This window comes from Acinetobacter sp. YH12099, from assembly GCF_013419195.1.
Classification (GTDB): Bacteria; Pseudomonadota; Gammaproteobacteria; order Pseudomonadales; family Moraxellaceae; genus Acinetobacter; species Acinetobacter towneri.
This window is the reverse complement of the sequence record NZ_VPAP01000004.1, coordinates 99,121-120,402: the sequence shown is the minus strand read 5'-3', so window position 1 is coordinate 120,402 and position 21,282 is coordinate 99,121. Positions and strand designations below refer to the sequence as shown.

Below are 21,282 nucleotides of genomic sequence, written 5' to 3'. Positions count from 1 at the left end.
TTATTTGTTTTATATGGAAATATTAGACTTTGGATTAAATTGTGATGGATGACACAAAGCGCAAAAAACACCCAGTTTATAAATAAAGCAGAAAAAGCCGATTTTTAAACTTGACTTTAGTCGGGTAAACTACAAAAATGCACACTTTAGTTTTATGTGCCTTAGATCGATCACCCTTCGAATAAGTGTCATGTCATGCAATGGGCAACTTCTCTAGCCGAGAAGCTGAACAAAGCTTATAAAATGTGTTTACCCCAACACGTTTTAGATCTCATATTGCTTATACGGTAATCAGATCAGAAATTTTTCCTATTGCCATGAAAACTATGAAATATGTGTGCTATAACAGTGCAGGAATTAATGAACAAAACACTGCAGGTGTCTCCCATTTTGCAGTGACAAGACTAGGGTGAATCACGTTGGAACTTTTATCTGGTGGTGAAATGCTCGTTCGCGCATTGGCGGACGAAGGCGTTGAGCATGTTTTTGGATACCCAGGCGGCGCAGTACTTCATATTTACGATGCGTTCTTTCAACAAGACAAAATTAATCATTACCTTGTGCGCCATGAGCAAGCTGCTGGTCATATGGCAGATGCCTACTCGCGCGTAACAGGTAAAACTGGTGTGGTGCTGGTGACTTCAGGTCCTGGTGCAACCAACACGGTAACTCCAATTGCAACGGCTTATATGGACTCAATCCCAATGGTGATTTTGTCAGGTCAGGTTGCAACACACTTAATTGGTGAAGATGCCTTCCAAGAAACCGATATGGTGGGTATTTCACGTCCGATTGTAAAACACAGTTTCCAAGTGCGTCATGCAAGCGAAATTCCTTCAGTGATTAAGAAGGCATTCTATATTGCATCTTCAGGTCGTCCTGGTCCTGTGGTGGTTGATATTCCTAAGGATGCAACCAACCCAGCAGAAAAATTTGCTTACGAATACCCAGAAAAAGTGAAGATGCGTTCGTATCAACCACCGCATCGTGGTCACTCAGGTCAAATTCGCAAAGCAATTGATGAGCTATTAAATGCCAAACGTCCTGTGATTTATTCAGGCGGTGGTGTTGTACAAGGCAATGCTTCTGAGCAATTGACTGAACTTGCACACATCTTGGGCTTCCCTGTAACCAATACATTAATGGGCTTGGGCGCGTTCCCGGGTAATGATCCACAATTTATTGGTATGTTGGGCATGCATGGTACGTATGAAGCCAACATGACCATGCACAATGCCGATGTGATTTTGTGTATTGGTGCACGTTTTGATGACCGTGTAACCAATAACCCTGCAAAATTCTGTCCAAATGCCAAAGTCATTCATATTGACATTGACCCTGCGACAATTTCAAAAACCATCATGGCACACATTCCAATTGTAGGTGCGGTTGAACCTGTACTTCAGGAAATGTTGGTTCAATTGAAGCAATTAAATGTGTCCAAGCCAAACCCTGAAGCGATTGCTGCATGGTGGAATCAGATCAATGAATGGCGTAAAGTTCATGGTTTGAAATATGACAAACCAACCGATGGCACGATGAAGCCGCAACAAGTAGTTGAAGCTTTAGACAAAGTGACCAATGGTGATGCGATCATTACTTCTGACGTAGGTCAGCACCAAATGTTTGGCGCGAACTACTATAAGTACAAGCGTCCACGTCAATGGTTGAACTCTGGTGGTCTAGGTACTATGGGTGTAGGTTTACCGTATGCTATGGCGGCTAAACTGGCTTATCCAGATCAACAGGTTGTATGTATCACGGGTGAAGCATCGATTCAGATGTGTATCCAAGAGCTTTCTACCTGTAAGCAATATGGTTTAAACGTTAAGATCTTATGCTTGAATAACCAAGCTTTAGGTATGGTTAAACAATGGCAAGATATGAACTATGAAGGTCGTCACTCAAGTTCTTATGTTGACTCATTGCCTGACTTCCCTAAATTGATGGAAGCTTATGGTCACGTTGGTATTCAAATTAACCATGCCGATGAGCTTGAGTCTAAGCTTGCAGAAGCGATGGCGATTAATGACAAATGCGTATTCATTAACGTAATGGTTGACCGTACAGAGCACGTTTATCCGATGCAAATTGCGGGTCAATCCATGAAAGATATGTGGTTAGGTAAAGGGGAGCGCACAGAATGAGACACATTATTTCCGTTCTCGTTGAAAACGAATCAGGTGCGCTTTCTCGTTTAGTGGGTTTATTTTCTCAACGTGGTTATAACATTGAGACTTTAAACGTTGCACCAACCGAAGACCCAACACTTTCACGTTTAACGCTTACAACTTATGGTGATGATCATAAAATTGAGCAAATCACCAAACAACTGAATAAATTGGTTGAAGTGGTTAAAGTGGTCGACCTGTCAGAAGGTCCGCATATTGAACGCGAATTGATGCTGATTAAAGTCAAAGCATCGGGTGCTGCACGTGCTGAAATCAAACGTACTGCAGACATCTTCCGCGGACAAATTGTGGATGTCACACCAACGACTTATACGGTGCAGCTTGCGGGTACAACTGAAAAACTAGATGGTTTTATTGACGCGATTGCTGAAAACACCATTTTAGAAGTTGTGCGTTCAGGTGTGTCAGGTATCGCACGCGGCGAAAAAGTTTTAACCATTTAACTAAATTTCATAGTTAATTTTACTCATCGAATTCATTCCATCTCAAAGGATGGAGAGCTTACTCAAGTACTGAATAGACAAGTACTTGAGTAAGATAGGAATCCAAAGCATTTTAGCGGAGACAGCAATGCAAATTTTTTACGATAAAGACTGCGACTTATCTATCATTCAATCTAAGAAAGTAGCGATCATTGGTTACGGTTCACAAGGTCACGCGCACGCGCTTAACCTTAAAGATTCTGGCGTAGACGTAACTGTAGGTTTACGTGCTGGTTCTGCTTCTTGGAAAAAAGCTGAAAATTCGGGTCTTAAAGTTTCTGAAGTTCCTGCTGCTGTTGCTCAAGCTGATTTAGTTATGATTTTGACTCCAGATGAGTTCCAATCACAACTTTATCGTGACGTGATTGAGCCAAACATCAAGCAAGGCGCAACTTTAGCATTTGCTCACGGCTTCTCTGTTCTTTATAACCAAGTTGTTCCACGTGCAGACTTAGATGTAATCATGGTTGCACCTAAAGCACCTGGTCACACTGTACGTTCTGAATTCCAACGTGGTTCAGGTGTTCCTGATCTTATCGCGATTCATCAAGATGCTTCTGGTAATGCACGTAACGTTGCACTTTCTTACGCTTCAGGTGTGGGTGGTGGTCGTACAGGTATCATCGAAACTTCTTTCCGTGAAGAAACTGAAACTGACTTATTTGGTGAGCAAGCAGTTCTTTGTGGTGGTGCTGTTGAATTGGTTAAAATGGGCTTCGAAACTCTTGTTGAAGCTGGTTATGCACCAGAAATGGCTTACTTCGAATGCTTACACGAGCTTAAATTGATCGTTGACTTGATGTTCGAAGGCGGTATCGCTGACATGAACTATTCAGTATCTAACAACGCTGAATATGGCGAGTATGTAACGGGTACTGAAGTGATTAACGAACAATCACGTGAAGCAATGCGCAATGCACTTAAACGTATTCAATCTGGTGAATATGCGAAAATGTTCATCCAAGAAGGTGCGTTGAACTACCCATCAATGACTGCTCGTCGTCGTCAAAACGCGGCTCACGGTATTGAAGTAACGGGTAACAAGTTACGTGCGATGATGCCTTGGATCCAAGCAAACAAAATCGTAGACAAAGAAAAGAACTAAGTTACGCGCCTTAAGAAAAGTAAAGCAGTGCTTTACTTTTCTTTCGTACCTTGGATCCAAGCAAACAAGATTGTAGACAAAGAGAAAAACTAAGTTTTAGTTTAATCTTAATAAACCCTTATTTTATATAAGGGTTTTTTTATGAGTGAAGTAAAGGATGTTACGTGCCTTGCGCTTCGCTCAGAACTGTGTTTTCACTCCTTGCGCTGTAAGCGTCCGCTGAACCCCATGCCTATTTTTTAATTTGAGTTGGATTTCCAGCGATGTGGCGTAATTCTTCTATTTGGGTCGCTTTATGCGTCGGCAGCCTTTTCAGCACATCACTTAAATAGGCATACGGATCCAAGCCATTCAGCTTTGCTGACTGGATTAAAGTCATGATATTCGCCGCTCGCTGGCCGCTGCGCAGCGAGCCAGCAAACAGCCGGTTCTTGCGCCCTAAGGCCCAAGGTCGCATTTGATTCTCTACCCAATTATTGCAAATCGGTAGATTGCCATCATCCAAATAGCGGATTAAAGCTGGCCAACGCTTCAGAGTGTAATTGATGACCTTGGCGGTGGGAGAACTCGATGGCACCGTCAGATGATGTTGGTTGAGCCATTCATATAGTTGTTGCATCACCGGTTGGCTATGCTGTTGTCGGTATTCGCGGCGGTCTTCCGCTGTACCATCGGTCTTTTTCCTGAGTTCTGCTTCTATGGCATACAGTTTCTGAATCAGCACTAATGCCTGTTCAGCGACCTGACTTTTTTTGGTCACATGCAGTTCATGGAATTTACTGTTAGCGGCAATGTAAAAATGACCCCCCAACAGCATTTGAAAATTGACCCCCTTGGTTAATATAGTGGTCTTTTTGGACTGCTCAACATGTTAACTTTGGAGCAAGCAGTGACAATCCAAATACTTCATCAACAAGGTCAATCTATTAAGGCAATTTGAACCGTACCGGGTTTGTCGGAGACTCAATATTCTGAGAGACTATTCCGATGAAAAAACCAAACTATACTCCCGAAATTAGAGAAAGAGCGGTTCAATTACTCATTGAATCTGAAAAGGCGGATTCAAGCCCTGTGACAGTTCAATGAAGTTTATATTTCGAGTCATTGAGGATATGTAGCTTTGCTTACTTTAAATGCTTTGATCTAGTAAAATGATGCTATTCGTGCTTTAGATCTGGTGGGTGAATATGCATATTTTATATGTGAGCGATGGTAAGGCAGGTCATCGCTCTCAAGCATTGGGTCTTTTTAAGGCAATGCAAAAGCAAACAAATATTGATCTGACTTTTGAAGAAATTTCAATTGATCATTTACCACTGTTGAGTTTATTGACCGCATATAAAAAACAAAAACATGCGGCTGTATCGCAGCAACCAGATTACATTTTTGGGGTAGGCAGTCATACGCAATTACGTGTTTTCTTGATGGGTAAAGTTTTTCCATGTGCAAAAACTGTCATTTTAATGAAACCCAATTTTCCATTATCTTGGTTTGATCATGTGGTTATTCCTGAACATGATGGTGTGCCAGAGCAGGCAAATGTGATTGTTACACAAGGTGCGCTGAATCCAATTGAAAATGAGCAGCGACACATTCCAAACCGTATTTTGATCGCATTAGGTGGTTCATCTAAACGGCATCTTTGGAATGCAGATAAGGTGTTGTCTGCGATTGGGCAGATCGTGCAGCAGAATATGCAGTGTGACATTATTTTGACGAGTTCTAGGCGTACACCTGCTGATTTTTTAGCGACATTGGCTCAGCAAAGTTTTGCTTCACGACTACAAATTTTTCCAGTTGAAGAAACGCCGCAGGGTTGGATTTTTGAAGAGATGCAAAAAGCGGAAGCGGTATGGGTGACTGAAGATAGTGTGTCTATGATATACGAGGCCCTCACCGCAGGTTGTAAAGTAGGGCTTATTCAGATAGATCGAGTGAAAGAGGATCGTATCACCCGTTCGGTACAGCATTTGCTTGATCAAAAACTTGTATCGAATGCTAGACAAATTGCTGAATTATATTCTACGACTGCTTTTAAAGAAGCAGAGCGTGTGGCGAATAGGATGCTAGTTAAATGAGTTGTAGTTGTTTAAATTGTTATGATGGACTAGCTTATATCCTATTATTCTTTTTTAACAACGATTAAAATATACCAATCTATAAATGGAACATTCATTTGTTTCTTGAGTGATTTATGAAAATATTACATATTGCGAATTTTGGATTCAACAAACAAGGTGCTCATTTTTATTGTACAGACCGTAAGATTTCTGCGGGTTTGATTGAAAATGGTCATTTTGTATATGACTTTAGTTTTCGTGATATGGCTAGAATGGGAACTATTTTTAAAACAAAAAAATTAGGGGCAAATTGGGCAAATAAAGAAGTTCTTAAAATAGTTTCTAATTTAGAACCAGATCTAGTTTTGATTGGACATAGCGATTTAATGAGTCCAACGGTGTTAAAAGAGATAAAGCAACAATTCCCAAAGACAAAAATTGCATTTTGGTATGTTGATCCTTTGTATTTGGAGCAAAAACTTGGTTTTGTTCGTGAATTTTCTCCATATTTAGATGCTATTTTTTGTACGACTGGTGGAGAATATCTTCAAAAATTGAAACAGCCAAATTTAAAAGTAGCTTATTTTCCTAACGTCGGGCATTCAAATGTTGAAATACTAAAACAATTTGAATCTACAAATATTGATAAAGAATTTATATTCTGTGGTGTTGTTTATAAAGAACCAGAACGTGAAAAATTTTTGAAAGACTTGGCAAATACTCTCCAAGCACATTCATTGAAATACCAATATTATGGTTGTTTTGAGCAAGCTGGCGTGTATGGAAAAGGTTATTATAAAGTGCTTTCAGAAGCGCGTATGGGGTTAAATTATTCACGTAAAAACGATGTAACTTTATACAGTTCAGATCGTATTGTGCAGTTAACGGGTAATGGCCTGTTGACTTTTAGCCCTCGTATCCCTGATTTTGAAAAACTGTATAGTGAACAAGAAATTGTCTATTTTAACGACCAAAATGATTTAGCTGAAAAAATTAAGTACTATGCAGATCATCCTGATGAGGCAAGAAAAATTGCAGAATTGGGTTGGAGCAAAACGCGTCATAGTTTTAATGCTAAACGTATTACTCAATTTATGCTTGAAGTTACTTTTGATCAGCCGTTATCTGAAGCATATGAGTGGGCATATGAGGTGTATATCTAATGTGGTTTGTTTATGTGGTACTTGGTTTAATTGTTTTTGCTGCAATACTTTACTTATTGGGTAATTATACCTTTTGGTTACCATTACGCAGTGCAAAATTGCCACGTATCGTGATGTTGCATCAAGTAACCCCCCATGCAGAAGCTTCAGGTATGAATATGCCACCGGCTAAATTTGAACAGTTGTTGCAGTATTTGGTAAAAAAACGGGCTATTTTTTGTTTTGTTTCCGAACTTGACCAGTATGAGGGGCAGAGTAATGTTTTTGCCTTATCATTTGATGATGGCTTTCAGGATAACTACCAGTATGCATTTCCTTTACTCAAAAAATATAATGCGAAGGCAACAATTTATTTAGCAACACAAATTGAAGGTATTGAGAAGTTAAATACAGCACAAATTCAAGAAATGTCAGCTTCTGGCTTAATTGAGTTTGGTGCACATACTCAGCATCATGTAAATTTGCTGAAATTGTCTGATGAGGAAGCATTTGCAGAAATGCAGGCATCAAAAAAAGATGTGGAAGTTTTAGTAGGGAAATGTCCAAGCTTTGCTTATCCATTTGGGCGTTTTAATGACAAACATCAACAAATGGCAAAAAAAATTGGTTTTAAAAATGCTGTATCTACACGTAAAAAAGTAGAACCTTATACAGAAACTAATCAATTTAATATTCCACGTGTCAGTACACATGGTGCAATGAATGCTTTGCAAATGCGTATTGCTTTAGCCAAAGGACGTTATAAATTATGATTCCTTGTAGTGTTTATATCGTAACCTTAAATTGTGCTGAATGGCTTGAGAGTACACTGGAAAGTGTAAAAGACTTTTCAGAGGTCATTATTTTAGACTCAGGCAGTACAGATCATACTTATGCTATTGCAGAATCATTTCCCAATACGCGGATTTCTCATCAAGATTGGCAGGGCTATGCTGGTCAAAAAAGCTTAGCCTTGGCGCAATGTAAAAATGATTGGGTTTTAAATTTAGATGGTGATGAAGTTTTATCTTCTGAATTAAAAGCTGAAATTGAGCAAACGATACAAAGTAATCAATTGGATGCTTTAATTACACCAATTAACGATGTGTTTTTAGGTGTTCCCAATAGTAAACATACAAAAAAGCATGCCAAGGTACGTTTTTTTCGTAAATCTAAAGGGCGATATGACTTAGAAAATAAAGTGCATGAAAATGTGATTGTAGATGGTCAGAGTGTTCGTGCAGAAGGTGATATTTACCATTATGGTGAATCAAGTATTTTTGTTAAAGTTGAAAAGAATAATCAATATTCTGAATTAAAAGCACAAGAAAAATACCAAAAAGGTAAAGCGCCGAGTTTATTAAAGTTGGTTTTAGTCATGCCTCTTACTTTTGTGAAGTCTTATTTTATTAGACGTAGCTGCTTAAATGGGTGGAGGGGCTTTGTAAACAGCATGGTAAATGCTTTTTATGCATTTTTAAAGGAAGCTAAATTATTTGAGCAACATCAAAAAATGAAAAATAAACAGGATAATCTATGAAGATTGTTCAAGTTTTGGCAACAAGTGGTGGTGTTGGTGGTTTAGAACAACACACTTTTAACTTGGTTAATGAATTATCTCAGCAACATGAAGTACATATTATTGCACACCCTTGCTACGTGGATAAATTTAATGCGCATGTATGTTTTCATGCTGTAGATTTTTCTCGTAGTCGTTGGAATATATTTTTACTTTGCCAGCTAAAATCTATTATTAATAAAATTCATCCAGATATTGTACATGCACAAGCAGGAAAAGCAGCTGAATTGATCTCTAAAATAAGAACATGGCTAAAACCTGTTAAATTTGTAACAACAGTCCATGGTACGAAAAAGAAAAAATCAATTTATACTTTTGCAGATGCCGTTATTGCAGTAAGTCAGGCTTTAACGCAGGGAATTCCTAGTGAAAAAGCGTATGTGGTTTACAATGGTGTATATACACAACCAAATTTATCTGACGAGCAAAAACAACAACTAAAGTCGGAAATCTATACTCAATATTCTTTATTAAATTCTTCTAAAAAAATAGTAATGTGTATTGGGCGTTTAGAACCTGTAAAAAATATAAGTTTATTGCTTCATGCAATGTCTAATATAGATGCACATCTTTTTATTATTGGTGATGGGTCATTGCGCTCAGATTTAGAGCAACAAACAGCAGCACAAAAAATGCTAGATCGTGTTGCTTTTTTAGGTTTTAGGACAGATGCTCGTGATTTAATCCAAATCGCTGATGTTGTTGTATTGTCCTCGGATCGTGAAGGATTTCCATTAGTGATGGTTGAAGCTTTACAAGCAAATAAAACGATGGCATCTACTCGTGTAAATGGTGTTATAGAATGGTTGCCAGAGCCATATCTTGCAAATATTGGACAAGTGAAAGAGTTGCAACAAGCAATAGAAAATGCTTTAACTCTACAAGCACAAATAGATTTTTTACCTTTGTTCATGAGAGCAAGGCAAGAGTTAACTGTTACAGCCATGGCACAGCAAACGCTCAATATTTATGAGCATTTGCTAAAATAGTTGTTTTGGGCTTATTTACTTTTTAACTGATAAGCGTATTGCATCTAAAACTACAAAATTATGTTCAACATTTATTGTATGGCAACCATCATCGTTATTGTTCCATGTGGGTAAAACAACTTCCAAAAGTTGCTCTTTGTATGAGGTTGGGCTAAGTTCAAGAATTTCTTTGAATTCAATATTTCCGCCATAACGCTTTAATGAGTCTTGACTAGGTCTTATAAGTTTTTCTTTATAAATAAAAGGCTTACCAGCCATTCTGAATTGCTGATGACCTTTGCAGACTGGATTTTGTGGGTGTTCTTGCCAGTTAGGATTTAAAATATCTTGAGTAAAGAAAATATCTAAACGGTCACCAAATTTTTTGCAGTTTCTACGTGTGGAAGTCAATAAATACCACATACCCTCATGGTAAAAGGGAGTGGTATCTACAGCCTCAATATTTTCAAATAGGTTTGAATGTTTTTCCCATTTGAGAGGAAAATCAGTACATTTCCATAGTTCAATTGTTCTTTTAGCACTTGTTTCTGGAATCATATACCAGTCATTTTTTACCTTAAATACACAAGGATACGATAGGTGGTAGTCTAATTTTAAAATAGTTTGTGGCTTTGAGTAAGTTCCGTCTTTAAAAATCTCCAAGACTGATAAAAAACCTACGGGATGAACATCATTTACTTCTTCGAAAAATATAAAGTGTCGATCATTGTCTTGGATGTAGAAGCAATCGGCAAAAGTAAATTTGTGAGGTGAGTGAATTTCAAAAAGATCTTTAAGCTGTTCTTGATTGTTAAAGGATTCATCTAACCAACCAAAACGTATATACCAATGTGAATTAAATTTTTTGGCTTGTTGGTTTTGTTGAAATTTGTACCATTTCTTTAAAATTGTTCGCATCATAAAAATTAGATATATAAAACTATCTATCTAATTCTACATTAGATATTATACTTATTCAGTAAAATATTGGTGCTTAGCATGAGCTTATGCATCAATAGTATCGTATTTTTAGTCCGTATAACTTTATTTTCATCTTTATATTTCATTGTTTAGATTTTACAATTGAAATTTAAGGGATTTCTGAAAGTACTATAGTCATAGGGAAATTTAGGAAGACAGATGAGGATTCTTCATACACTGCATTGGGTTCAATTTGCTGGCACAGAAAAAGTCTGTGTTGATTTGTGCAATGAGATGGTCAAAGAACATCAAGTTTATCTTTTAAGTCAGGAGGAAATTCGTCCTTATTTGAATGATGAGGTACAGCTAATTGAATTTGATTTTGAGAAGAATCGTTATAACCCACTATTTTTGTATCAAACGGCTAAATTATTAGAAAAATTATCTCCAGATATTATTCATTGCCATAATACAAAAGAAATTGAGATTATGAAATATGCGCAATTGTTTCTGATAAAGAAAATACCAATTGTAGGCACTCGTCATAATCCAATATTAAAAAAGAAATTTGCTTATGCGGATTTAGGTATAGCTGTGTCTGAAGAAACTCTAAATTATACAAATGCAAAAAAAAATATACTTATTACAAATGGCGTAAAATATAATCCACCTAAAGACTTAGAATTTCCAGATGTTTTTAATATTCTTGCTGTTGGAAGGTTGGCTAAAGTCAAGGGTTTTGATGTATTAATCAAGGCTCTTGCTCAGGTCAATTTTGATTTCAAAATGAGAATTATTGGTGATGGGGAGTTAAAACAAGAGTTACAGCAACTAATTATTAATCTTGATTTAGAGAGAAAAGTTGAGTTAGTTGGTTTTGTTAATAATGTGAATGACTATTTGTATAGTTCGGATTTACAGGTAATTTCTTCTTTTGAAGAGGGATTGTCTATTGCTTTGATTGAAGGTATATTCTATGGCAAAGCTGTTTTAGCGAGCGATATTGCAAGTCATAAAGTATTACTTGGGAAAAGATCTGTATTTGATATTTCTAAATCAAATAATGTGCAATTGCTAGCACAAAAGTTAAATGAAATTTATGCTAATTATCAGGAATTTTTAGATTCATTTGCTGATCTAAAAGCTAGAAAACAAGAATTTAGCATTGAGAAAATGACAAGTAGCTATTTAGAAGCCTATCAAACGCTTATTTAGAACTAGAGTCTTAATTAATTTTTTTTCATCAGATTCTAACGCTTAAAATTTTTAAATTGTGAGGTAAAGCTATGTGATATAGCTAGCACTCTCCAATGCAAAAAGAATAGATAATATTTATCTAGGAGAGCGGTGGTAGTCAAATGCAGCCAAAATATCAATTATAGCGGTTGATTTACTTAATGATTTTCTATTACCTTTCTGTTAATCCCATAATTTACCAATTTGCACATTCTTACAGATAGAGAAACTGATTATTAGTGTAAGGTGGAACAATATGACTGTGAGTTTATTTAACCTTCAATAACATTGAACATGCGAAGGGCTTTGTTGAAAAAATATGTAATACTATGTTTTCATTGAACTTATTTTTAGATAGAAATTTATGCAAACCTTTAAAGATCAGTATCTTGCAAAATGTTTATACAACAATGTTAATTTGGTATAGAATTCGAGAAATTTTTGTTCTACAAACTTGTTATTTATGCAATTTAGACATGATATAAATGGACTCAGGGCATTAGCGGTACTTGCTGTTGTACTGTTTCACTTCAACCCTCAGTGGCTACCAGGTGGATTCGCAGGAGTAGATGTTTTCTTTGTCATTTCTGGATTTCTAATGACAGCTATTATTTTTAATGGCATAGAAAAAAATAATTTTAATTTATTTAAGTTTTATACAGCTCGTGCTAATCGTATTATCCCTGTTTTAGCATTAATGTCTACTGTATTGCTTGTATTCGGATGGTTTTATTTAACACCTGCAGATTATGAAGATTTAGGCAGACAAGTAGAAAGAAGTTCTTTCTTTATTTCAAACCTCCTTTTTGCCAGAGGTGGTGGATATTTTGACACTGCCGAACATACAAAATGGCTTTTACATACTTGGTCTTTGTCTGTGGAGTGGCAATTTTATATATTTTTTCCAATTATAATTATTACACTTAAAAAATATTTAAGTTTAAGAAAAATTAAGTATTTAGTTATCAGTTTATTCTTGATAAGTTTCATTTACTGTATTTATGCAACATATAAAGACAGTAAAACAGCTTATTTCTTATTAACGAGTCGTGCCTGGGAAATGCTTTTAGGAGGGATGGCTTTCCTTTATCCTTGGTCATTAAATAAAAAATTACATTGTATTATTATACAATGTTTTGGTTTAATACTAATAATAGCTTCATATTTATTGATTTCTAAAGATACTCCTTGGCCAGGTTATATTGCTTTAATTCCTGTAATCGGCGCTTATTTAATAATTGTGAGTAATTATCAGAGTAATTTTTTAATTAGCAATTCAATTTTTAATTATATTGGTAAATGGTCATACTCTATCTATGTATGGCATTGGCCATTAGTCGTTTTGGGATTCTTTTTTTCACTCAATGATTGGTGGATGTACGGCATTCCTCTTTCGATTTTACTAGGATTTTTAAGCTATCAATTCATTGAAAAAATTCACTTCCCTCGATATTCATTATGGAAAGATATATATAAAGTTAAAGTGTTTTATATGTTTTTGTTTATTTTAGCATTTGGGCATATAGTAAAATCTACTGATGGAATGGTGTTACGTCTTTCTAAAGCAGAAAAAATTGTAAATAGCGAAATCACCAACTCCAATCCTTATGAATGTGATAAAAATGAATTATATGAATGTGTTATTGGGAATTCTTCTAAGATTAAAGCAATTATTATTGGTGATAGTCATGCAGATTCATTAACAACGTCTCTAGCTTCTATTTTTGATTTAGAATCAGAAGGAATTATTTCATTATCAACAAGCTCATGTCCTTTGATCTATAACATGGAACTTTATGAAGATCACCCCTGCTCTGAGATCAATAAAAAACGATTGAATTTAATTTTATCAAACAAATATATAAATATTCCTATTTTTTTAGCAGGACGATATTCACACTATTTAATTGGAGAAAATGATCCAGATCGTATACCTACTGATGGTGCAAAACCATTAATATATTTTGAAAACCAGAAAAACGTATCTATGTATAATAGATTTACCTTGTTCGAAAAAAATTTAACAAAAACTTTATGTGAAATTTCAAAAAGCAATCCACTTTATATTATTCAACCTATTCCAGAGCTTGGTTTTAATGTTCCACAAAGAATTTTGAAAAACTCATATTACAATCAGAGCAAAAAAACATCAATTTCATATGAGAGTTATTTGGAAAGATCTAAAAAAACTCGTGAAATTATTAGTAGAAGTGCTGTTAAATGTAATGTGAAAGTTCTAGATCCTTCAATAATATTATGTAAGACAGGACAATGTATTAGTGAGTATAAAGGTCGTCCTATTTATCGTGATGGTGATCATTTAAGTGAATATGGAAATAAATTACTGATTCCTATGTTTAAAAATGCTATGTAATACATACCTAAATAAATACTGACTTTTTACATTAGACACCATTCGTGGTGTCTTTTATTTAACATATAGGCTTTTACCAGAGTATGTCCTTTTTTACTACTGTAGAACTTACCTCTGATTTTCGGGCGTTCTAAAGTGTTCATCTGCTGTGGCAATGCTGTTTTGGCTGAGTAAAACGTCTTGATTTCATCAATATATCTTCAACCATTTTTAATGGTTCGATTCACATTTTTTTTGGCTATATGGTAGTGTGCCTCCAATTCCAATTCCAATTCCAATTCCAATTCCAATTCCAATTCCAATTCCAATTCCAATTCCAATTCCAATTCCAATTCCAATTGAGTATTGTAGTTCCGTAAGTAATTGGGAGTTAATAACAACTGATTCTCTGGATTTAAGGTATTAGGATGACCTGATTTCTTTTTGTGTGATTCTGCTTTTTCTAAAATCTTTGCCTTTTGGAAAATACAGGTCGAAGTACGCTAACCAAGTGGTTAAATTCAGAATCTGAAAATGGACTAATTTCTGATATCTCATGAAATTTATATTCAGGGGGGGTACTTTCGCAAGAGATCTAATAATTACTGTTTATCCGCATTCCCCGCCAACACCATATAAATCAGCCCCACAAAAATCACAAATGCACCGCCAATAGAACTTAAGCTAAAGTACAAAATGCGGTCATTGGTGTCTAAGGCAAACAGGTTATTGGCCAGAATATAACGCATGAACAACCATTGAGCGACAGCAAATACAATTAGCATAATGCCACGATTACGAACTGCAGGACGCATAGCCATAGTAACGCTCAACTTAAAACTCAAAACGAAGCGCTATTATGCCATTGTTGAAAATTGATCTCAATTGAATAACCTAAATCTTGGTTTTATACGTGCAAAAAGAGCAAACGTATTTAAAAAAATCTACTCTTTACGGTACATATTGACATTGCCCAAGCAATTTCTAAAGCGCTTGTATGACCAAATATATTGCTCAGGTGCTTGATCAATCATATTTTGCATTGAAAGGTTTAGACAGTCTACAGAGTGCTGTAAATCTTGAGACAGAATAGCATCTGGCAATTTTTGACAGTGAATATTGAAATATCTTAAATCTGGACTTCGAATACAGCTTAATCCAATAATATTGCACTGTGTTTTTGCTGCAAGCTTGGAAACTAGCGTGATGGATAAAGTCTTTTTCCCAAAAAAAGCAGAATATATACCACCAGATGGCTTGGGTAAATGATCTGGTAAAATGACTGTTAAACCGCCGTGTTTCAAATGTTTAAAAATAGAACGAATACCAGTTTCATTGGTGGGTACTAAAGTGGCATTAAATTTTTCTCGAGCTTCTAGTAAATATCGGTTTATCCCTTTGTTTTTATTCGGCTTATACATAATCATGGGGGCTGTATATACACTGAGCCATGCATTGAGTAACTCCCAGCAACCAAAATGAGGAACTACCACGATAACTCCTTTTTTATTTGCAAGAGCGTCAGTTAAAACCGTTTCACCATAAACATTTTTTAGCAGATTCAAACTGTAATTTGGTGGCATTCCCCAGCATTTAATAAACTCTAGATAACTGAGACATTGACTTTGTACACTCTTTTTTATGAGCTGTTCTTGTTCGGCAGATGAAAGCTTTGGATAAGCCAGTTTAATATTAATTGCAGTGATGCGTTTGATAGATAAATTAAAATAATAAATAAGACCAGCAGCCATCATTGCAATTGCTTGCAGCAGGCGTAACGGAAAGACAGATATTATTTTTAAAATTAAGTACATCAGACAGCCGATCTCAAAATATAAGGTACAAATGAAGCATAAATTTTGCAGTGAACGCGAACGTGCTTGTTTCACAAGAAAAATGATCAGAAGCCTTAAAACAAAATAAAATGAGGTATGAAATTGAATTATTCAATGTTATTCATAATTAGGCAGTTTAGCATAGTGCAGTGTAATCGTTTTGCTATTAACAAAGTAAAGTAATTATTATTTTTATTGTTCAACTTGGAATTTATCCAAATTGAAGTTAATAAAAAACCCTGCAAATTTGCAGGGTTCTTCTCACATTCTCAAAACTTATTCTTGAGATTCTGCTTTGGGTTTTTCACGTAAACGAATACCCAAATCACGCAATTGAGTCGCCTCAACTGGTGCAGGTGCTTGAGTCAATGGACATTCAGCTGTCTTGGTTTTCGGGAAGGCAATCACATCACGAATAGACGATGCGCCTGTCATCAACATCACCAAACGGTCTAAACCAAATGCCAAACCACCGTGCGGAGGCGCACCGTATTTCAACGCATTCAATAAGAAACTGAATTTCTCTTCGGCTTCTTCTTCTTCAATACCTAAAGCTTCAAAAATCGCTTTTTGCATTTCTAAAGTATAAATTCGCAGTGAACCACCACCAATTTCAGTACCGTTCAATACCATGTCATACGCGACAGATAAAGCTTCACCAGGGTTGCTTTTCACATCTTCAACGCTTGATTTTGGTAAAGTGAATGGGTGATGCACAGAGGTCCATTTACCATCATCAGTTTCTTCAAACATTGGGAAATCAACCACCCAAAGCGGTGCCCATTCGCAGGTTGCAAGGTTCAAATCGTGACCGATTTTGACACGAAGTGCGCCCATTGCATCGTTTACAATTTTAGCTTTATCTGCACCAAAGAATACGATGTCGCCATTTTCAGCGCCTACACGTTTTAATAAATCAAGCACGATTGGCTCAATAAATTTCACAATTGGAGATTGTAAGCCTTCGATGCCTTTTTCAAGCTCATTGACTTTAATATACGCCAAACCTTTCGCACCATAGATGCCTACAAATTTAGTGTATTCATCAATCGCACTACGTGGCAATGAACCCGCGCCAGGAACGCGAAGGGCAACAATACGACCTTTCGGATCTTTCGCTGGGCCAGCAAATACTTTGAACTCAACGTCTTGCATCAAGTCAGCAACGTCTACCAATTTCAGTGGGATACGCAAGTCTGGCTTATCAGACGCATAATCACGCATCGCTTCTGAATACGGCATACGTTGGAATTTGTCGAATTTCACGCCTAGAAGTTCATCGAACATCTTCACGGTCATGCCTTCCATCAAATCCATAATATCATCGTCACTCATGAACGATGTTTCAATGTCGATTTGAGTAAATTCTGGCTGACGGTCTGCGCGTAAATCTTCGTCACGGAAACATTTAGCGATTTGGTAATAACGGTCAATACCACCCACCATCAACAATTGTTTAAATAATTGTGGAGATTGTGGCAGAGCATAGAAGCTACCGTTAGATACACGGCTTGGTACTAAATAGTCACGCGCACCTTCAGGCGTTGCACGTGTTAAAATTGGTGTTTCAACATCCAAGAAACCATGATCGTCTAAATAGTTACGAATTAGGTTGGTGACTTTAGAACGGAAACGTAAGCGATCTAACATTTCTGGACGACGGATGTCCAAGAAACGGTATTTCAAACGAATTTCTTCTGAAATGTTGGTATTTTCATCGTTCAATGGGAACGGAGGCGTTTCAGATGCTGCAAGAACTTCAATTTCCTTGCCTAACACTTCAATTTGTCCACTAACCATATTGGCATTTTCTGTGCCTGCATAGCGACGACGTACACGACCTGTGATTTTTAATACAAATTCTGAACGTGCTTTGTCTGCAGTTGCAAATGCTTCTGGAGTGTCTGGGTCAATCACGACTTGCACAAGACCATCACGGTCACGCATGTCTAGGAAAATTACACCACCGTGGTCACGACGACGGTGTACCCAACCACACAGGGTCACGGTTTGATCAATTTGAGCTTCGGTTAAAGAACCGCAATAATGAGTTCGCATCATAGCGTTAAAAATCCAACTATATGGGTTAAGGAAGCGAATACGTAAACAGCGCACCGCCTTTAGCAAAGGTAGGATTATGCCTCTTTGGGCATGTGGCTACAAGAACCTGCTGCAAAAACAGTGGGTTTTTACAAGGAATGTGTCTGAAATAGGATAATGCAGCAAGATTCAGGATAAAGTGATGAGCTTTGACTTTATTTTATCTACCCTTACCGATCCAAAAACAAAAATAACAGACAACCTAAACTGAACATGAGTAATGCCCCTTGGCTAAACTCATTGATGGCACGTCCCGTAAAATAATACAGTTCGGCTTGCCAAGTCGCATCGGGGATATAACGCGCATAATCCCAAAGGGAAAAACCACCAAATACAATCGACAAGAGAATGAGAGCAATGGCATAAACGCGAATTTTAGTGCTTACAGAACTGAGCTGTCGATGCTTGCGATAATAATGCAGGCTCATACATAACAAAAAAGGCAGCGCCAAAATAGAACTGCCAATTTGCAGTATGCGATGCATCGGATAAATACCTGTGCCTAATTGTACCGATTGCGCTAAAAAATCCTGAAAGGCAAAACTACGAAAGTCGTGATGGGTTAAACCATCCCAAATTAAATGGGTGGCATTGCCAATCAGTAAGGCCAGAATCAAGCCACATACAAACCCAAGTACAGATTTTATCGTGTTTAGATTTAACGGGTGATGCACGCCCACAAAGCGATACAATGCAGGGCGATAGAGTAAATACCACAGCGCACAAAAGACAAGACCCAATAATAAATTTGGATACAGCAATGCTGACCATAAATGTGGAGTGGGATCATGACGCAAAGTAAACAGACGGTGTAAATCTGGCAACATCGTACCTATAGCGAGTGCAGCGATAGGCAGACGTTGTCCTGAAAGCTTGGCGAGTGGTGGGGCAAGTACCGCATGTGAGAGCGTAAAGGGCATACCAATTCAAAGTAAAGAATATAAAAAATCAGAATAAATTGTGATGAATAGCTTAATTGAGAATACAGAGGAACAATGTTTTTTATTGCAACGTTAATGAAATGTTATATTATAACATCAATTATTTTTACTAATTTGAGCATGGGTCATGGCGTTCCATAAGAATTTAATAACAGTTTCAATTTTTGCAGTACTTAATCCAGCAGCATTTGCAAATACGGATGTTACCAATACACAACTGGAAACGATTCAGCTACAAGCACATCCTTTGGTACAAACTGCGGCAGATTTCGCTGTAGCAGATCATGTGATTGATCAGAAAACGTTGGCAGAGCGCAGCACCACTATAGGTGATGCAATGGCAGATGAGCTAGGGGTCTATTCTAACCAATATGGTTCAGGCTCTAGCCGACCTGTCATTCGTGGGCAAGATGGCCCACGTGTTAAAGTGCTGCAACATGCTTCAGAAACTGCCGATGTGTCTATGCTTTCACCAGACCATGCTATCACTGTCGATCCAATTTTGGCCAAACAGGTTGAAATTATTCGTGGCCCATCAACATTACTTTATGGTGCAGGAACGGTTGGTGGCTTAGTCAATGTGACTGATCAAAAAATTCCAACTCAAATGCCAAATAATGGTTTAGAAGGGCAGGTAGGTTTACGTTACAACACGGGTAGCGATGAAAAGCTGGCGAGTGCGGGTGTAACTGCCGCATTGAGTGATCAGTTTGCGCTGCGTATTGAAGGTTCTAAACGTAAAGCCAATGATTACATCACTCCCAATTATTGGGTAGAGCATCATAATGATGAAGCAGGGCATGACGATCATGATCATGGACATAATAACCCTGCGCATGATCATGATGATAAAGGCACGCATTTTGATAAAGCACGTCGTGTAGACAATACCTTTGCTGAAGGGCAAACGGTGAATATTGGTGGATCATGGATTCATGACCGTGGTTTTGTGGGGTTGTCGTACAGTAACCGTCAGGACAAATATGGTTTGCCAGGGCATAGTCATGAATATCATGATTGCCATCCACATGGGAATAAATTGCATTGCGGAAGCCACGACCCTGCACCACAACCAGATCCACATGACGAACACGAACATGCACATGGTGGCCCGTGGATTGATTTGGAATCACACCGTTATGATTTGCGTACTGAGCTTGATCAGCCCTTTGCTGGCTTTGAGAAACTGCGTGCGCATGCCAGCTTTACCGATTATGAACATGATGAATTAGAAGAAAACAAAGTCATTAGTAACTTTAAAAGCAAAGGCTATGATGCGCGTTTAGAGTTGGTGCATCAACCTATTGCGGGTTGGGAAGGTGTGTTTGGTACCCAGTATAGCCAGCAAAAAATTGATTTGACCGGACAGAAAGAAAAACATGGCGATCATTTTCATGAAAGCGTACCTATGCCAGATACCAAAACGCAAAAATATAGTTTGTTCGGTTTAGAGCATAAACAATTTGGCGATGTGCATGTTGAACTCGGCGCACGGGTTGAACATCAAAAAATTGATGTCGATGCGAAGCAAAAAGATTATTCAGATACGGGCGTATCTGCTTCTGCAGCAGCCAACTGGCAGTTTGCACCGAACTATAAACTATCCTTTACAGGCTCACACCAACAGCGTTTACCGTTGGCACAAGAGCTTTATGCAAATGGCATCCACTTTGCAACAAACACTTATGAGCGTGGCAATGCAAATTTAGATGTGGAAAAATCGAATAATTTAGAACTTGGTTTGCACTATGAAGCTGACAAACTGGATTATTCGTTGCATGTCTATCATAACTGGTTTGATAACTATATTTATGGTGCAACCACCGACCATATAGAAACTTTCCGTTTAATTGATTATCAACAAGACAAAGCCAAGTTTTATGGTACAGAAGCTAAGCTAGGGTATCAGATTAGCCCTGATTATAAACTCAGTGTGTTTGGTGATTATGTGCGTGGTGAAATTGACAATCAAAATGCACCACGTGTACCTGCAGGGCGTTTGGGGACTAAAGTGGATGCCAACTTTGCCGATGGTTGGTCGGGTATGGCGGAATATTATCGTGTCTTCAAACAAGACAAGGTTGCTTATTTAGAGCAAGAAACAGCAGGCTATAATATGGTCAATGTTGGTGTGGCTTATGCGGGCAACTATGCCAACAAACAAGATTACCGTGTGTATTTTAAAGCCAACAACTTGCTCGATGATGAAGTGTATTCACATACATCGTTCTTGTCGAATATTCCACAAGTGGGTCGTAACTTTACAGTCGGCGTGGAATTTGGCTTCTAAAATTCAATTTGCCTTGAGCAGGATGTCTGCGTGAAAACACAGAAATCCTCTTGAAAATCCAAACAATTAAACCTAGTC

Annotated in this window: 16 protein-coding genes and 2 pseudogenes; 11 read left to right on the top strand and 7 right to left on the bottom strand. The window is 37.4% G+C overall.

Features of this window, described 5'->3' with window-relative positions; translation table 11 throughout:
* Window positions 1-419: 419 nt before the first annotated feature.
* From FTU39_RS04355 to ilvC, 3 genes are all read left to right on the top strand, one after another.
* Window positions 420-2,147, top strand: a complete 1,728-nt coding sequence (locus FTU39_RS04355) for an acetolactate synthase 3 large subunit (protein ID WP_096902629.1) — start codon at window positions 420-422, stop codon at window positions 2,145-2,147.
* Window positions 2,144-2,635 carry an acetolactate synthase small subunit gene (ilvN, locus tag FTU39_RS04350; RefSeq protein WP_004974986.1) on the top strand — a complete coding sequence of 164 codons (492 nt, stop codon included), beginning with the start codon at window positions 2,144-2,146 and terminating at the stop codon, window positions 2,633-2,635. Before FTU39_RS04355 ends, ilvN begins: the two co-directional genes overlap by 4 nt.
* A gap of 127 nt (window positions 2,636-2,762) precedes the next feature.
* Window positions 2,763-3,779: a ketol-acid reductoisomerase gene (gene ilvC / locus FTU39_RS04345; RefSeq protein WP_004974988.1), complete on the top strand. Its 1,017-nt coding sequence runs from the start codon at window positions 2,763-2,765 to the stop codon at window positions 3,777-3,779.
* Window positions 3,780-4,018: 239 nt separating this feature from the next.
* On the opposite strand, the pseudogene FTU39_RS04340 reads toward ilvC, so the two are convergent.
* Window positions 4,019-4,566, bottom strand: a pseudogene (locus tag FTU39_RS04340) (transposase); the annotation flags it as partial.
* A gap of 400 nt (window positions 4,567-4,966) precedes the next feature.
* Between FTU39_RS04340 and FTU39_RS04335 the strand changes: the two are divergent.
* The 5 genes from FTU39_RS04335 (at window position 4,967) to FTU39_RS04315 (ending at window position 9,549) form a co-directional block, all read left to right on the top strand.
* Complete coding sequence (locus FTU39_RS04335) at window positions 4,967-5,857, top strand: mitochondrial fission ELM1 family protein (protein ID WP_180051772.1); 891 nt, start codon at window positions 4,967-4,969, stop codon at window positions 5,855-5,857.
* A 116-nt stretch (window positions 5,858-5,973) separates the two neighbouring features.
* Window positions 5,974-7,002, top strand: a complete 1,029-nt coding sequence (locus tag FTU39_RS04330) for a glycosyltransferase (RefSeq protein ID WP_178318717.1) — start codon at window positions 5,974-5,976, stop codon at window positions 7,000-7,002.
* Complete coding sequence (locus FTU39_RS04325; RefSeq protein WP_179991285.1) at window positions 7,002-7,754, top strand: polysaccharide deacetylase family protein; 753 nt, start codon at window positions 7,002-7,004, stop codon at window positions 7,752-7,754. Before FTU39_RS04330 ends, FTU39_RS04325 begins: the two co-directional genes overlap by 1 nt.
* Window positions 7,751-8,521, top strand: coding sequence for a glycosyltransferase family 2 protein (locus FTU39_RS04320; RefSeq protein ID WP_179991284.1), 771 nt, complete (start codon window positions 7,751-7,753; stop codon window positions 8,519-8,521). Before FTU39_RS04325 ends, FTU39_RS04320 begins: the two co-directional genes overlap by 4 nt.
* On the top strand, window positions 8,518-9,549 hold the full coding sequence (locus FTU39_RS04315) for a glycosyltransferase (RefSeq protein WP_180051771.1): 1,032 nt from the start codon (window positions 8,518-8,520) through the stop codon (window positions 9,547-9,549). The genes FTU39_RS04320 and FTU39_RS04315 overlap by 4 nt, the downstream gene beginning before the upstream one ends.
* Before the next feature lie 15 nt (window positions 9,550-9,564).
* Here the strand turns inward: FTU39_RS04315 and FTU39_RS04310 are convergent, their stop codons facing one another.
* Complete coding sequence (locus FTU39_RS04310) at window positions 9,565-10,449, bottom strand: hypothetical protein (protein WP_180051770.1); 885 nt, start codon at window positions 10,447-10,449, stop codon at window positions 9,565-9,567.
* Window positions 10,450-10,668: 219 nt separating this feature from the next.
* Between FTU39_RS04310 and FTU39_RS04305 the strand changes: the two genes are divergently transcribed.
* Window positions 10,669-11,664: a glycosyltransferase gene (locus FTU39_RS04305; RefSeq protein WP_180051769.1), complete on the top strand. Its 996-nt coding sequence runs from the start codon at window positions 10,669-10,671 to the stop codon at window positions 11,662-11,664.
* A 484-nt stretch (window positions 11,665-12,148) separates the two neighbouring features.
* Window positions 12,149-14,059, top strand: a complete 1,911-nt coding sequence (locus tag FTU39_RS04300; protein WP_179991280.1) for an acyltransferase family protein — start codon at window positions 12,149-12,151, stop codon at window positions 14,057-14,059.
* 59 nt (window positions 14,060-14,118) lie between these two features.
* Here the strand turns inward: FTU39_RS04300 and FTU39_RS13820 are convergent.
* The 5 genes and pseudogenes from FTU39_RS13820 to FTU39_RS04275 form a co-directional block, all read right to left on the bottom strand.
* Window positions 14,119-14,596 (bottom strand): annotated as a pseudogene (locus FTU39_RS13820) (hypothetical protein); the annotation flags it as partial.
* Window positions 14,597-14,640: 44 nt separating this feature from the next.
* Complete coding sequence (locus tag FTU39_RS04290) at window positions 14,641-14,859, bottom strand: hypothetical protein (protein WP_034686420.1); 219 nt, start codon at window positions 14,857-14,859, stop codon at window positions 14,641-14,643.
* Between the two features lie 123 nt (window positions 14,860-14,982).
* Window positions 14,983-15,852, bottom strand: coding sequence for a lysophospholipid acyltransferase family protein (locus FTU39_RS04285; RefSeq protein ID WP_180051783.1), 870 nt, complete (start codon window positions 15,850-15,852; stop codon window positions 14,983-14,985).
* 297 nt (window positions 15,853-16,149) lie between these two features.
* Window positions 16,150-17,934 carry an aspartate--tRNA ligase gene (gene aspS / locus FTU39_RS04280; RefSeq protein WP_104852494.1) on the bottom strand — a complete coding sequence of 595 codons (1,785 nt, stop codon included), beginning with the start codon at window positions 17,932-17,934 and terminating at the stop codon, window positions 16,150-16,152.
* A 209-nt stretch (window positions 17,935-18,143) separates the two neighbouring features.
* A complete protein-coding gene (locus FTU39_RS04275) occupies window positions 18,144-18,893 on the bottom strand; it encodes a DUF4184 family protein (protein WP_167846266.1) in 750 nt (249 codons plus the stop codon).
* 148 nt (window positions 18,894-19,041) lie between these two features.
* Here FTU39_RS04275 and znuD point away from each other — a divergent pair, with 148 nt between their 5' ends.
* Entirely contained in the window at window positions 19,042-21,204 is a 2,163-nt protein-coding gene (znuD, locus tag FTU39_RS04270) for a zinc piracy TonB-dependent receptor ZnuD (RefSeq protein ID WP_004975026.1), read from the top strand.
* Window positions 21,205-21,282: the final 78 nt, after the last annotated feature.

Excerpts from the sequence above, each read along its gene's own strand:
- ilvN (WP_004974986.1), top strand. The coding sequence starts at position 2,144 with ATGAGACACATTATTTCCGTTCTCGTTGAAAACGAATCAGGTGCGCTT.
- ilvC (WP_004974988.1), top strand. The coding sequence starts at position 2,763 with ATGCAAATTTTTTACGATAAAGACTGCGACTTATCTATCATTCAATCT.
- FTU39_RS04335 (WP_180051772.1), top strand. The coding sequence starts at position 4,967 with ATGCATATTTTATATGTGAGCGATGGTAAGGCAGGTCATCGCTCTCAA.
- FTU39_RS04330 (WP_178318717.1), top strand. The coding sequence starts at position 5,974 with ATGAAAATATTACATATTGCGAATTTTGGATTCAACAAACAAGGTGCT.
- FTU39_RS04325 (WP_179991285.1), top strand. The coding sequence starts at position 7,002 with ATGTGGTTTGTTTATGTGGTACTTGGTTTAATTGTTTTTGCTGCAATA.
- FTU39_RS04320 (WP_179991284.1), top strand. The coding sequence starts at position 7,751 with ATGATTCCTTGTAGTGTTTATATCGTAACCTTAAATTGTGCTGAATGG.
- FTU39_RS04315 (WP_180051771.1), top strand. The coding sequence starts at position 8,518 with ATGAAGATTGTTCAAGTTTTGGCAACAAGTGGTGGTGTTGGTGGTTTA.
- FTU39_RS04310 (WP_180051770.1), bottom strand. The coding sequence starts at position 10,449 with ATGATGCGAACAATTTTAAAGAAATGGTACAAATTTCAACAAAACCAA.
- FTU39_RS04305 (WP_180051769.1), top strand. The coding sequence starts at position 10,669 with ATGAGGATTCTTCATACACTGCATTGGGTTCAATTTGCTGGCACAGAA.
- FTU39_RS04300 (WP_179991280.1), top strand. The coding sequence starts at position 12,149 with ATGCAATTTAGACATGATATAAATGGACTCAGGGCATTAGCGGTACTT.
- FTU39_RS04290 (WP_034686420.1), bottom strand. The coding sequence starts at position 14,859 with ATGGCTATGCGTCCTGCAGTTCGTAATCGTGGCATTATGCTAATTGTA.
- FTU39_RS04285 (WP_180051783.1), bottom strand. The coding sequence starts at position 15,852 with ATGTACTTAATTTTAAAAATAATATCTGTCTTTCCGTTACGCCTGCTG.
- aspS (WP_104852494.1), bottom strand. The coding sequence starts at position 17,934 with ATGATGCGAACTCATTATTGCGGTTCTTTAACCGAAGCTCAAATTGAT.
- FTU39_RS04275 (WP_167846266.1), bottom strand. The coding sequence starts at position 18,893 with ATGCCCTTTACGCTCTCACATGCGGTACTTGCCCCACCACTCGCCAAG.
- znuD (WP_004975026.1), top strand. The coding sequence starts at position 19,042 with ATGGCGTTCCATAAGAATTTAATAACAGTTTCAATTTTTGCAGTACTT.